Source organism: Clostridium sp. C8, assembly GCF_001010885.1.
Lineage (GTDB): Bacteria > Bacillota > Clostridia > Clostridiales > Clostridiaceae > Clostridium > Clostridium sartagoforme.
Genome location: NZ_LBMX01000058.1, coordinates 1 through 13,122, shown reverse-complemented (window position 1 = coordinate 13,122; position 13,122 = coordinate 1). Strand labels below are relative to the sequence as shown.

Sequence of the window (13,122 nt, the reverse complement as noted above, 5' to 3'; positions counted from 1 at the left end):
TCTTTAATCTTTAGAATTAAATTTATAAATATCTATTTAATTTCTTTCTTTCTTAAATATAACATACTTAATCCTGTAAATACTACAGTGTATCCAACTCCTACTAGTATTGCAGGTCCTATATTTTCAATAGTTAAAGGCTCACTAGCTAAAATATTTAACTTAGTAGAAATAAGGTAATTATTTAAATAGCTAAATTTCTCCCAAACAAGTAGTGATAATATAGCTATAATATTTTTAGTCATTAAGAATATTCCAAAATATACAAAAGCAGAAATATTGCTACTATTAAAAACTAATGCTATAAATGTACCTATAGATATTGCTGCTATCCATAATACACTTGCCAGTGCAAATCTGATAAGAAATTCTGATAAGAAGTCACTTGGTCCCCCTAAAAATATTAAACCACTTATTGAAAATGCAGTTAATATAATAAATGCTGATAGCATTGAAAGAATAACTGCAGTAATAACCTTAGAAATAGCTATTGTATTTCTTGTAACTCCAAAAGATACTACATTTTTAAAGGTTTGATTTTTTTGCTCATCACTAGTTGCCATTTCAACAAATACTCCTACTAAATATATAGGAAGAGTAAATGCTTGAGTAGCTATATCAAGTACTAAATTAAAATTTTTATCTGGAATACTTGAAATCTTAAAAAGCACTGTAACTAATACTGACATTGCAGCTATTATTCCTGTATAAATCCAAAAATATTTTCTATTAAGATTCCTGTAAATATCTGCTCTTATATAATTAAGCATTATGTCCACCCCCAATTAAATTTATAAAGTAATTTTCTAGGTTTACTCCTTCTGAACTCATGGAGTATAACATAATATTATTATTTATAAGAACTTTAGACACCTTCTCCGGAACATTCATAAGATCATACAATTTTATTTCATTATCATTTAGAATTTCATATTCACTGCTTCCAAGTTCTCTCTCAATTATAGCAGCTGCTTTTGCTGTATCACTTACCTTTATAGCCAAGGCTTTTCTACACTTGTTACTTAGCTCCTCTGAAGATAATTGTTCTAAAAATACACCATTATGAATGAAGCCATAAGTAGTTGCAAGTTGAGAAAGTTCACTTAATATATGACTTGATATAAGTATTGTTGTATTTCTCTCTCTATTAAGCTTTAATAATATCTCCCTAAATTCTACTATTCCAGTAGGATCAAGACCATTTATAGGCTCGTCTAAAATAAGTATATCTGGACTAGACATTATTGTAAGTGCTAATCCCAATCTTTGCTTCATACCTAGAGAGAAATTCTTGAATTTTTTATTTCCTGTATCATGTAACCCTACAATTTTAAGAGCATAATCTATGGAGTCTTTTTCTGCTATCCCTCTTTGAATCCTATAATATTCAAGATTCTTTTTTGCGGATAAATAAGGGAAAAAGCTAGGCGTTTCAATTATAGCTCCCGTTCTCATTCTTGATTTATTTAATCCTTGAGATGATGTTTCATTAAACAAATCAATTTCCCCACTAGATGGCATTGTAAGCCCACTTATCATTCTAAGAAGAGTTGTTTTTCCTGCTCCATTTTTTCCAACAAGTCCATATATATCTCCTTGTTTTATTTCCATATTAACATTATTTACTGCCAATTGATTATGATACTTCTTAGTTAAATTTTTTGTTTTAAGTATTGTATCCATAACTCAAATTTTCCTCCTTTTCTTGTATAACTATATATTAAAGTATAATCAACAAGATACCTTAAAGAAAAACTTAAGAAAGTATTAATTTTATTGACTTATCTTAAATCCAATTCCCCATACAGTATGAATATACTCATCATTAGGTTTGATTTTAGAAAGCTTTGAGCGAAGATTACTTATATGAACATTTATTGTATTGTCATCTCCTAAGAATTCCTCATTCCAAACATGTTCAAATAAATTTGACTTTGTAAATACCTTATTGGGATTAGCCATTAAAAGCTCTAATATACAAAACTCTCTTGCTGTAAGAATAACAGGCTTTCCATCTAAGGTAACCTCTACAGTATCTCTATTTAAAATTAAATCCTTATGTCTTAATATCCGATCTTTCTCCTTAGGCTTTGAAAATACCATATAGCGTCTTAATTGAGACTGAACCCTTGCTATGACCTCATTGGTATCAAAGGGTTTTGATATAAAATCATCTGCTCCAAGCCTAAGAGTTTCTACCTTAACATCTTGTTCAGCCTTTGCAGATATAACTATTATAGGCATTGTTTTTATCTTTCTTATATGCTTAATAATCTCTTCTCCACTTATTCCTGGTAACATTAAATCAAGCAAAATAAGATGATACTCATACTGTTCCATACACATTCTAGCTTCTGTTCCTGAATATGCAGATCTTATATTATATCCTTCTTTAATTAATATCTTACATAGAAGATTATTTATATCTAAATCATCCTCTACAACTAATATATTTGTATTATTATCCATAAAATTTCTTTAGTGATAAGGTAAACTATATATCCTCCACTAAAGTTCCTCCCTTCTTTTTTTACCCCTATAAAATTATATAAATATTGTAGCGTATTTTATTATATCATTTATTATAATTTCTTATATATATCTATTAACTTATTCTTATACCTCTATCACTGATTTCTTATTATTTTTTATACATTAAACATTTATACTAATACATTCATGAACTGTACGTGTATTGCTATTTTATAATTTTATCTGTTATGATTAAATTTTAACCTCATTTATTTATGGTACGGTTCATAATTCTTAATCGTGGCAACCATAGATATAGCCCTTTTTTTATTTTTGAGAAGCGTATAGGAATCTACAGTAGCCAATTTCAGCGGCATTCTTCATAAGTTCAACATTTAACCATGCTGCAAGTTCATAAAAAGGTCTATCTGTAAATGGCCATTTAGTTCTTTCAGTAGAAATAAACTCTTCATCAGATAAAGAAGTCAATATTCTCATCCACTCTTCACAGAATTCATATATTTTTTTCTTAACATCTATAATATTACCAGGCCAATTTATATACTCCCTAGTTAAAGTTCCTTCTCTAAAAGAATGATCTAAGACCATCGACCAGCAATAAGTTATATGCCAAGTAACCCAAGCAATACTTGCTGGGCCAATACTATACTCTTCTGTTTCTGGCCAATCTGCACACCAGACCCCTGAATTCTTATAAACATGAAGTCCCCTTGAATCAGGTCTCCACATACATTCTTCATCTTCAATATTCGTAAAATGAAACTCTAACAATTGCCATGATATATCAAACTGAAACTTTAAAGTATTTTTAATTATATTAGTTGAATCTTTAATATCTATAGAATTCATAGTATCCCTCCTAATATAGTCAATGAAATATTAAATAAATATATTTCACTTATCTAATTTCTATCCAATCACTTAATTTATTATAAACCTTAAATCCTCTCTTTTTATACATTTCATAAGCAATGTTATTCTTTTCTATTACTGTTAAGCAAACCTCTTCTACTTGTTTTTCATTTAAGTGCTGTATTGCTATTTCTAATAATTTTTTACCATAGCCTTTTCCCCTATACTCTTTTATTAATCCTATATCGAAAAAGCCTTTATTTCCTTCAATACTGGTATTAAAAAAACCTATACTTTCACCTTTATCTATTATAATAAAATGATCTTCATTGTCATTTTTATTTTCTAAATATCCTTCTGCTTCTTCAATTTCTATATAGGTTCCATGAGGCATATCCATAAAAGACTTATTATATACATCAACATATTCCTTAATATTTTTCTTTGATAATTTAATTTTATCTAATACATCATTTTCTTTCTCTCTATTATTTAAAATCATATTAAAGGATGAATAACTTCTTTCTAACCCAATTTCTTGTGCTAGGTTAAGTAAATGCTTATCTCTTATTCCAAGTAGAACTTTATTTGCTTTGTATTTATTAGCTAATTCTAATGAACTGTGAATTAGTTTATTTAATATTTCTTTATTATCCTTTTGACAAATTACTTTATTAATATAAATAGTTTTTAATTTATCTACAACCTCTAATATTACTGATAACTTACCTGCTATTTTATTTTTATGAAAATAAAATAATACACCTTCCCCATAATTAGAAATCTTACCCTTAAGATCTTTTTCAATTTCATATAATGATAATTTAGTATTTTCATTATTTTTTATAAACTCTAATGCTGAAATTCTTTCATCATTATTTAATTCTAAAATATTCTTTATCATTATTCCTTCACCCAATATTCACTACAATCTTTAGATCTATCCAAAAATCCATATTGAATTAAAGCTCTTCTTATTGTTGCATAGTCTTCATATATTCTTTTTAATACCCTATTTATTTCTTTTTCAGAATATATCTTTCCAACATTAAAGTTTTTAGTTATTTCTTCTAATATTATGATTTTTTTCTTTTCTCTAGCTGGATAACTCTTTAATGCACCATTTTCATCTACATAAGTTTCTATTACTTTAATTTTTTCTTCCTTAGTTATATTAAATCTATCATCTAAGGTTGTTGCCCCTTTGTGCGCATCACAAATAACATCTTCTTCCAGCATGTTTATATCTTTATTTGTATTTTTAGCAAGTAAATTCATAGTGGCTAAAAATAACTTAGCTTGCTTTTCTTTTTCTCTTAATTTATACCTATGATTTCTAATAGTAGAATTTGCAATACCTAATTTTGATGCTATTTCTTTATCGTTAAGTCCTAAAGCTATTAATTCAATTATTGCTTTTTGAGATGATGATATTCCTGTATAAAGGGAGTTCATACTCAGTAAATAACCTAACATAGAATTGTGTTTTTCTTTTACATGAAGCTGCGCAGCCTTTTTAGCATCATATAAATTATCACCTATCTCGTATATTCTGCCTTTAATAAATACTTGTTCACACACTATACATTTTATATATTCTTCAGTCTCTACAAATCCATTTTCTATTTCATCTATAGAAGCTCTCCAAAAAAACTCATTATCCATGATTATACCTCCGTAATATTTATTTTATTAAATTCTACAACACTTTATTATTTTTGTCTATAAATTCATAGACTTTATTGTATTTGGTTTGTTGTTATATAAAATTAGGAGCTGTGATAACAGCTCCTAATTTAAAAATATATTTATTTTTAAGCTTTACACTTTTCATTATTAATTTTATATTGTAGCAAAGCTTCTATTTTAATTTATATTCATATCCTTCTTTTTATAAATAACACTAGCAATAACTAATGATATTACTATCAGCAAAAATCCTATTATTATAAACTTCGCTTCAAATCCATCCTTTATTATATTTGATGGAATTACCCATTCATATGGAGAAAAGTATTTTATAAATGAAAATTCTTCTTTTAGTTTAGATAAAATACCTAGTATATATGTCATAAAAAACAAACTAACTCCTATACTAGTTGCAGCTTTCCCCCTTTTTAGAATTGTTGATATAGCTACTCCAATTGCCATAAATATATATCCTAAAAATGCCATTCCAATAAACATACTTTTTATATTTATTGAAAGATCTATCATATTTACTTCAGTTGGCTTAACTGTAATAGATATACCTACCGTAACAGCTACAACAATAACTAAAAATACAAGAAGATATATAACTCTTGATAATATCTTACTCCAAAGAATTTTATTTCTTGATACTGGCTTAGAATACAAAAATTCTATTGTCCCTTCGCTTTCTTCTTCAATTATAGAGTTAACCCCTAGCATTGCACCATAAATACCAAAAGCCATTGCAACATATTGAAGACAATATGCAAGAAAATCATTTATGTTACTAAAATCAGTGGTACTTGAAAAATTAAAGGCTTCTAGAATAGCTGGTGGAAGTGAATCTAATTTGGCACCTACTAACTCCTTCATTCCCATATCCTTCATGCTTGGAAATAATGCCATAAATAAAACTATAATTGCAGAAGTTCCTATACTCCAATATATTAATGATTTTATATTTCTTTTAAATTCAAATTTAAATATATTCATTATTTATTCTCTCCTTCATAATAATTTAAAAAGGCTTCTTCTAATTTAACTTCTTCAATTAGCAACTTATCCAAATTATATTTAGCTAATAAATTTATTAGCTCATTTATATTGCCTTTATAAATAAACTCAATTTCTTCATTAACATATTTAAAGCTTTCACTTATACTTTCAATTTCTTTCATATCTATATTGGTAGATTTTAGAGTTATTCTTTTGCCTAAATCTCTATCCATATTATTTAAATCTAGTATATCTATTATTTCTCCTTCTTTTATAACTGCAACTCTATCACAAAACTTTTCTATTTCAGATAGATTATGTGATGATAAAAATATGGTTTTACCTTTTGATTTTTCCTTTAATAATATATTAAATAGCTTTTGCTGAATTAATGGATCTAAACCATTTGTTGGCTCATCTAAAATTACTATTTTAGGATTACTTAAAAGCGCTTGAACTATAGCAACCTTCTTTTTATTTCCAAGGCTAAGTTCTTCAATTTTTTTATCTAGTTCAACTTCTAATTCATTACAAAGTTCATTTAAATAATTTCTATCACAATAATCAAAAAATGAAATTGCATAATTCAATATATCCTTTACTTTAACTTCTGAGTAATATTTTACTTCACTTGGCACATAACTTGTAAATTCCTTAATAAGTTTACTTTCACTAACAATATCTTTTCCTAATATCTTAGCACTTCCTGATGTAGGAAAAATAAAATTAAGCAATGTCTTTATAGTTGTAGATTTACCTGCTCCATTTGGACCTATAAATCCATATATCTCTCCTTCTCTAATTTCTAAGTTCACATTTTTTATTCCCCTGTTTTTTCCGTAACTTTTAGTCAAATTGTTTATTTTAATAGCTTCCATATTTACCACCCCACTATAAATTTTCTTTATATTTTATTAATTTATCATTAAACCTTTCCCCTGTTAATTTTTTATACGCATAAAAGTTTATTGTTACTAGCATAAAATAGCCTGTATATATCATAAAGAATATGCTATTAGATATTCCCCATAACTCTGTCCAATTAAAGTAATTAATAAAAATATTTAAAATACCTAAAAGTATTAAATAGTGTGCTACTACTTTAATTTTTATTGATACCTTAGATAAAAATTTTTCACTATATAAAATAAATTGAATTATACTAATTATTAATGCTAATAAAATAAATTCCCATAGTAATCCTAAGGGCATTATTTTATTTCCAATAAAAAGACTTACTACCCCATAGGTCAATATTATCATCATAAAAAATAATCCAGTTAATGATTTTAATTCATATCCCATATTATAAAAATCCTTCATTAATTTCGTCTCCTTTTAATAATCTAATTTTGCTTTAAGTATGGGAACATATTGTCTTGAAACTATTAATTTTTCTTTATTTTCAAGTAGAACTTCAATACGTCCCCCCATTATAGGATTTATTACTGAAATTTTAGAGATATTTATTATTGTTGATTTAGACGCTCTAAAAAAATGATATGTAGAAAACTTTTCTTCAATTTCATAAAGCCTTAAATTGCTTTCATAAATATCTTTTTTAGTGTACATAAATGTTTTCTTATCTACAGATTCAAAATACAATATATTATCTGGTTTTATAATATAAACCTTATTATCTTTAAGTCCTGTAATAACATTTTCCTCTTCTTTTAATTTAGAAAGTATATTAATTACATCCTCGTTTATACTTTTACAATTTATAATTACTTCGATTTCATTATTATTTTCATCTTCATTAATTATTACTTTCATAATAACTCCCCTTAGACTTTTATAATCTCATACTACTACTTTTAATAAATATATCAATAATATTATCCTAAGATGCATTATTTTAATACCAAGATGTAATATTTTGCGAAGCAGTTTATAAATTTTAAGTATTAATAATTAGTAAATTATATATACTAAACTATAGAAAAATTATTATTGGGAGGTATAAGATGCATAATAAATATAATGATCTTTTTGATACTCTAGTGCGCTCTTATTACGAAGGAAATTTTGATGAAACTCTTTCTAAAATTATGGTATGTCATGAAGTTTCACCTCAGGAAACCTTCAAAATTATTACATCACTTTGTGGAGTATCTTTAGAATTTGATAATAATTACGTTTATAACTTAAAAAAAGCCATTACAAACTATAGTGTAAATAAAAGATTTATTGAAAAACTTGATAGTTGTAATATTAATTGTAAACAAGATGAAAATAATAAATTCAAATGTCAATCTAGTTGTCCATTTGATGCAATATCATATGATGATTCTAATAAATCTACATATATAAATTATGATTTATGCGTTGGTTGTGGATTATGTATTGATTCTTGTAAGGATGGTAAGTTCTTAGATAAAATTGACTTTCTTCCAATACTAGATTTATTAAAAAATAATAAAACTGTAATTGCTGCTGTTGCTCCTGCTATTATTGGACAATTTGGAGAAAATGTTACTATGGATCAATTGCGTGCTGCTTTTATAAAGATAGGATTTAGTGATATGATTGAAGTCGCTTTTGCTGCTGATATGATAACAATTAAAGAGGCTGTTGAATTTAATAATCATGTTAATGGCCCTAATGATTTAATGATAACTTCCTGTTGTTGTCCTATGTGGGTTGGTATGTTGAAAAAAGTGTATAAGGAGCTAGTTCCAGACTTATCTCCATCTGTTTCTCCTATGATTGGTGCTGGAAGAGTAATAAAGAAATTAAATCCACATGCTAAAGTTGTGTTTATTGGTCCTTGTATAGCAAAAAAGGCTGAAGCTAAAGAACCTGATCTATCTAAAGATATTGATTTTGTGTTAACTTTTCAAGAATTAGATAATATATTTAAATCTCTTGAAATCAAACTTGATAAACTTCAGGGTGTTCCTTCAAAAGATTATGCGTCAAGAGGTGGAAGACTATATGCTCGTACAGGTGGGGTTTCTATAGCTGTTGGTGAAGCTGTTGCTGAGCTATATCCTAAGAAATCAAAACTATTTAAATCTGTTAAAGCTGAAGGAGTTAGAGAATGTAAAGACATTTTAAATAAGGCCTTAAGTGGTGAAATAGAAGCAAATTTTATAGAAGGAATGGGTTGTGTTGGAGGATGCGTTGGAGGTCCTAAAGCCCTTATACCTAAAGAACAAGGTAAAATTGCTGTAGATTCCTTTGCATATAATTCTCCTATAAAAATAGCTACTCATAGCGATACTATGGATACAGTATTAGAAAAGCTCAACATTCATTCATTAAAGGATTTTGAAGATGATTCTAAAACTGAAATATTCCATAGGGATTTTCATTAAAAGATATAATTCTTATAATAAATTATTAATTATATTTTGTTTTATAGCTTTTATTAAAAAATGGAGAATATATAATTCAAAAATTATATATTCTCCATTTTAAATTTTGATTACTTATTATTCTTCCCATTTCTTTAAGTTAGGACTATGATCCAATATTGAATTATACTGATTTAGTATTCCATATCTTCCATTTGGATCTAATGTCATATACCTATTATATTTTTCTATTCTATCCTCTAATCTGGACCAACCATAATGTTTTAATCTTAAATCGCTAATACTATATGCTAAGTTATTACAATTATATGGCATTCTTCCACAATGCTGAGGAGTTTCTCTAAATAAATAATTATAATTTTCTTGATATCTTATCATAAATAATCTATAGGTATTATGAGCATTCCATAGGCTATCTTCTCTGTAATGATCTTCATCCCAAAAATCATATAACCTAAACATATATCCATCAACTTCAGTATTTCTCATAAGATCTTTAACTTTATATTTAAATTTATCTTCAAATATCTCATCTGCATCTAAAAATACTATCCAATCTGGATTAGTTTTTATTGTTTCAATCCATTGTTGTTTTCTTAAAGTTACCTCATTACTAAATTTTGAAGTTTTATTTTCTATTAAAACATATGGTATATTCTTTAATACATCATTTATTATTTCGATAGTATCATCCGTACTACCATCATCTATAATAACTGCATTGTCTATATACTGTATTGCTTCCTCTAATACTTTTCTTAAGAATCTCTTCCCTTCATTTTTTACTACCATTGATAAGGTTAACTTATTATTTTCTTCTTTTACTTTTCTTATAAGAGGCTTTACTAATGGTTCAATTTCTTTTTCAATTATCCATTTAGCAATTTTATAGTTGTCCTCTTCATCCTTTTGTAATACACATTTTCCTTGTTTCTCTTTATGATAGCTATATCCATTTTTATATCCTTCTTCGTTATATATAACTTTAACAACAATTTCATTAAAATTATTAGTAAATGGGATTTGATAGTTAACTATATTTAATTTATTAGTTATCTTTTCTTCTAATATAATTTTTCTCATATTTTCCAGTTTATTTTTTAACCTTTGCCTTTCATCATGTGTAAAATACTTGAGATATCCTACTGGTAGCTCTTTTTTATAACTATAATCACTAATACCTTGAAGTGCTACCTTAATAACTTCTCTTGCTTTATAACTATTAATTTGAAAATCCTTATTTTTATTATTTAATTTATATGAGGCTACTTTTAATAAATCCTCACTTCTATATATATGATGAGCTGGATAATAGGTATCAACATATAATTGAATTCCTAGAACTGCTGCTCTTACGCAAAAATGCCTATCTTCTCCCCAAAAAGAAATATTATAAATCTTATTAAAATTTACTCCCTTATTTAAAGCTGATTTATATATTAATGTACATGCACCTAAGCCTCCAACCTTATAAGTCCCAGGTTTCTTTAACATTTCTAAGAACTCTGATGATTTTTTTAAAGTTTCTGCTTCAGTAAGTCCTACTCCACCTTCACTATCATATAAAGTATATGTGTCTTTTAACCATACTTGAGGTTGCTCATATGAATCTGGTTGCCACTTTGTCCAAAATATATTAGAAATTATCTCTTTATTTAATGACACTAATCTTTTCAAAGTATTAGGATGCAATATTAAATCTGAATCTATAAGAAAAAGATAGTCAAAGTTTTCCTTTATAGCTCTTTGTATTATAAGATTTTTAAATTTAGATACTTTTTGTATTAATTCATTAGACCATATATGAGTATAGTCATCACAAATATATACTGATGTATCATTATTTTTTAATATAGTAACTTTTCTCTCTTGTTCTTTGAAATTCACTAATATTAAAGAGGATTCTTTTATACTATTATCATCTATAAAACAATATTGAATATCTAATTCATCCTTTTTTAGCTCTTTCAATGAAATTAAAAACTCCCTTAATATATTTGGCTTTTGATGAATTGGGCTTCCAATCAAAACTTTGATCATAAGTTTCCTCCAATTTCTTAATCTAAATAAAATATTTACACTTATCATATTATGCTTATTTTTAATAAAATAACCTCTAATAAGTAACTTTAAGTAGAAATAGCCAATATTATCTATTTTTCTATTAATAGCAGATTTCAGTTATTATCATATTGTATATTGAAACAACTTTTATTGGAGGTAAATTTTCTTTGGATACTTTAAGCGTTTGTATTATAGCCAAAAATGAAGAAGAAAATCTAGTTAGATGTCTTAAAAGTGTACAAAGCATTGCTGATGAGATAATTTTAATTGATACTGGATCTATTGATAATACAATTAATATATCAAATAAATTTAATGCTAAAGTAATAAATTTTTTATGGAACAATGACTTTAGTGCTGCAAGAAATAAAGCCTTAGAAGTTGCCTCTAAGGATTGGATCTTATGTATTGATTGCGATGAGGCATTAGATAGTACTCAAGTCATTAATTTGAAAAATATATTAAATGATTCTTCTCATCTTGGCTTTAGACTACAACTTATAAACATAATTGATAATAAACCCTATAAAGGTGACTATTTACTTAGGATTATAAAAAATAACTCCGGCTTTTATTTTTCTGGAAAAATTAATGAAAGTCTTAAAAATTCTATATATAAAGATTCTTATATTAATAAAGTTTTGAATTCAGAGTTTCTTTTATATAATTTTGGATATGATTATAATAAAAAATCTTTAATGGATCGTTGTAACAGAAATCTTTCTCTCTATCTTTCTTTTGATAATTACAAAAAGGATTATTTATATTACTATAATATTGCTAATGAATACTTTCTTTTAAAGAATTATACTAAAGCTATTGATAACTATATTAAAGCTATTGATTTAAGTAGTAATTATTTTATAGAAAGCTATATATGTTTTCTAATTATAAAAACATACTATAAAATGAATAATTTTAAAGAAGCAATTTTTATTGGAGAAAGCTTATCAATTAAATATAATGCTTTTCGGGAAATCTATTTACTTTTAAGTATATGCTATGAAAAAATAGATGATTTAGATAAGTCAAAGAACTATTTAAAAACTTACTTAAGCTTATATTCTAAGGGGCCTCCTTACTGTTTTAGACTAGATTATATAAATATGAATGATATAATTCCAGAAATGTTTGGCTTTAAATTAGATGATTTAAAGAATCTAATTTAAAATGTTAAAAGGAGGATAAGTATTAGTACTTTTCCTCCTTGTTACATTCATTAATAAAATAATATAAATTTTTAGTGGAACCATTTAAAGTTTAAAATATAGATTATTGCATGATAATATAATTATTAGATTATTCTTCTCTTTTTTTCATTAGTATTTGTTCTAGTACATTCAGTCTAGTTTTTCCTAAAATTTGTTTTGGTTTTTTAGCTATCTCATTATCTTTATAAAATTTAACCTTATTACACTCTACAACCTTAAATATTTTTTCTTCTAAAGCTTCATCTTCTATGTTGCCTTCAAAATAATCATCTATGTAATCTCTTAAAGCATAACTAAGTTCCTCTTGATTTTTATAATATAATCTAATTCCACCCTTATTCAAGAATATTATCCTCCCTAAAATCTACTTTTATGATATGTGTATGATAAAAAATCTACTTTTAAAATATATTTTATACTAAAAATATCCTATATACAATATGTATTAAAATTATTAATTTTTATTTAATTAATTAAGTGTATATATTATTCAT

14 protein-coding genes are annotated in these 13,122 nt (G+C 25.9%); 2 read left to right on the top strand and 12 right to left on the bottom strand.

The genetic code is table 11. The annotated features are described in order from the left end of the window. Positions 1-32: 32 nt before the first annotated feature. The 10 genes from AAT22_RS09545 to AAT22_RS09500 all read right to left on the bottom strand — a co-directional run bounded on the left by AAT22_RS09545 (position 33) and on the right by AAT22_RS09500 (position 7,809). Entirely contained in the window at positions 33-770 is a 738-nt protein-coding gene (locus tag AAT22_RS09545) for an ABC transporter permease (protein ID WP_047001036.1), read from the bottom strand. Continuing rightward, positions 763-1,683 (bottom strand): ATP-binding cassette domain-containing protein, encoded by a 921-nt coding sequence (locus tag AAT22_RS09540; protein WP_016206125.1) that lies wholly within the window; start codon positions 1,681-1,683, stop codon positions 763-765. The genes AAT22_RS09545 and AAT22_RS09540 overlap by 8 nt, the downstream gene beginning before the upstream one ends. A gap of 90 nt (positions 1,684-1,773) precedes the next feature. Beyond that, entirely contained in the window at positions 1,774-2,469 is a 696-nt protein-coding gene (locus AAT22_RS09535; RefSeq protein ID WP_047001035.1) for a response regulator transcription factor, read from the bottom strand. 330 nt (positions 2,470-2,799) lie between these two features. After that, complete coding sequence (locus tag AAT22_RS09530; protein ID WP_047001034.1) at positions 2,800-3,342, bottom strand: DinB family protein; 543 nt, start codon at positions 3,340-3,342, stop codon at positions 2,800-2,802. 49 nt (positions 3,343-3,391) lie between these two features. Beyond that, on the bottom strand, positions 3,392-4,249 hold the full coding sequence (locus tag AAT22_RS09525; protein WP_047001033.1) for a GNAT family N-acetyltransferase: 858 nt from the start codon (positions 4,247-4,249) through the stop codon (positions 3,392-3,394). Beyond that, complete coding sequence (locus tag AAT22_RS09520) at positions 4,249-5,010, bottom strand: DUF2087 domain-containing protein (RefSeq protein ID WP_047001032.1); 762 nt, start codon at positions 5,008-5,010, stop codon at positions 4,249-4,251. Before AAT22_RS09520 ends, AAT22_RS09525 begins: the two co-directional genes overlap by 1 nt. Before the next feature lie 201 nt (positions 5,011-5,211). Further along, positions 5,212-6,030 carry an ABC transporter permease subunit gene (locus AAT22_RS09515; RefSeq protein ID WP_047001031.1) on the bottom strand — a complete coding sequence of 273 codons (819 nt, stop codon included), beginning with the start codon at positions 6,028-6,030 and terminating at the stop codon, positions 5,212-5,214. Then, positions 6,030-6,911, bottom strand: a complete 882-nt coding sequence (locus AAT22_RS09510) for an ABC transporter ATP-binding protein (protein WP_047001030.1) — start codon at positions 6,909-6,911, stop codon at positions 6,030-6,032. The genes AAT22_RS09515 and AAT22_RS09510 overlap by 1 nt, the downstream gene beginning before the upstream one ends. A 13-nt stretch (positions 6,912-6,924) precedes the next feature. Continuing rightward, positions 6,925-7,356 carry a DUF3021 family protein gene (locus AAT22_RS09505; protein ID WP_047001029.1) on the bottom strand — a complete coding sequence of 144 codons (432 nt, stop codon included), beginning with the start codon at positions 7,354-7,356 and terminating at the stop codon, positions 6,925-6,927. 15 nt (positions 7,357-7,371) lie between these two features. After that, entirely contained in the window at positions 7,372-7,809 is a 438-nt protein-coding gene (locus tag AAT22_RS09500) for a LytTR family DNA-binding domain-containing protein (RefSeq protein WP_047001028.1), read from the bottom strand. Positions 7,810-8,000: 191 nt separating this feature from the next. On the opposite strand from AAT22_RS09500, the gene AAT22_RS09495 reads away from it, so the two are divergent. Further along, positions 8,001-9,353, top strand: coding sequence for a [Fe-Fe] hydrogenase large subunit C-terminal domain-containing protein (locus tag AAT22_RS09495; RefSeq protein WP_047001027.1), 1,353 nt, complete (start codon positions 8,001-8,003; stop codon positions 9,351-9,353). Between the two features lie 117 nt (positions 9,354-9,470). Here AAT22_RS09495 and AAT22_RS09490 read toward each other — a convergent pair whose 3' ends face one another. Further along, positions 9,471-11,393, bottom strand: a complete 1,923-nt coding sequence (locus AAT22_RS09490; RefSeq protein ID WP_047001026.1) for a glycosyltransferase — start codon at positions 11,391-11,393, stop codon at positions 9,471-9,473. A gap of 191 nt (positions 11,394-11,584) precedes the next feature. Between AAT22_RS09490 and AAT22_RS09485 the strand changes: the two genes are divergently transcribed. Then, the gene (locus tag AAT22_RS09485; RefSeq protein WP_047001025.1) at positions 11,585-12,586 is read left to right on the top strand and encodes a glycosyltransferase; all 1,002 of its coding nucleotides are present in this window, start codon (positions 11,585-11,587) and stop codon (positions 12,584-12,586) included. A 130-nt stretch (positions 12,587-12,716) separates the two neighbouring features. Here AAT22_RS09485 and AAT22_RS09480 read toward each other — a convergent pair whose 3' ends face one another. Beyond that, positions 12,717-12,971, bottom strand: coding sequence for a TIGR04540 family protein (locus AAT22_RS09480; protein WP_016206141.1), 255 nt, complete (start codon positions 12,969-12,971; stop codon positions 12,717-12,719). Positions 12,972-13,122 lie beyond the last annotated feature (151 nt).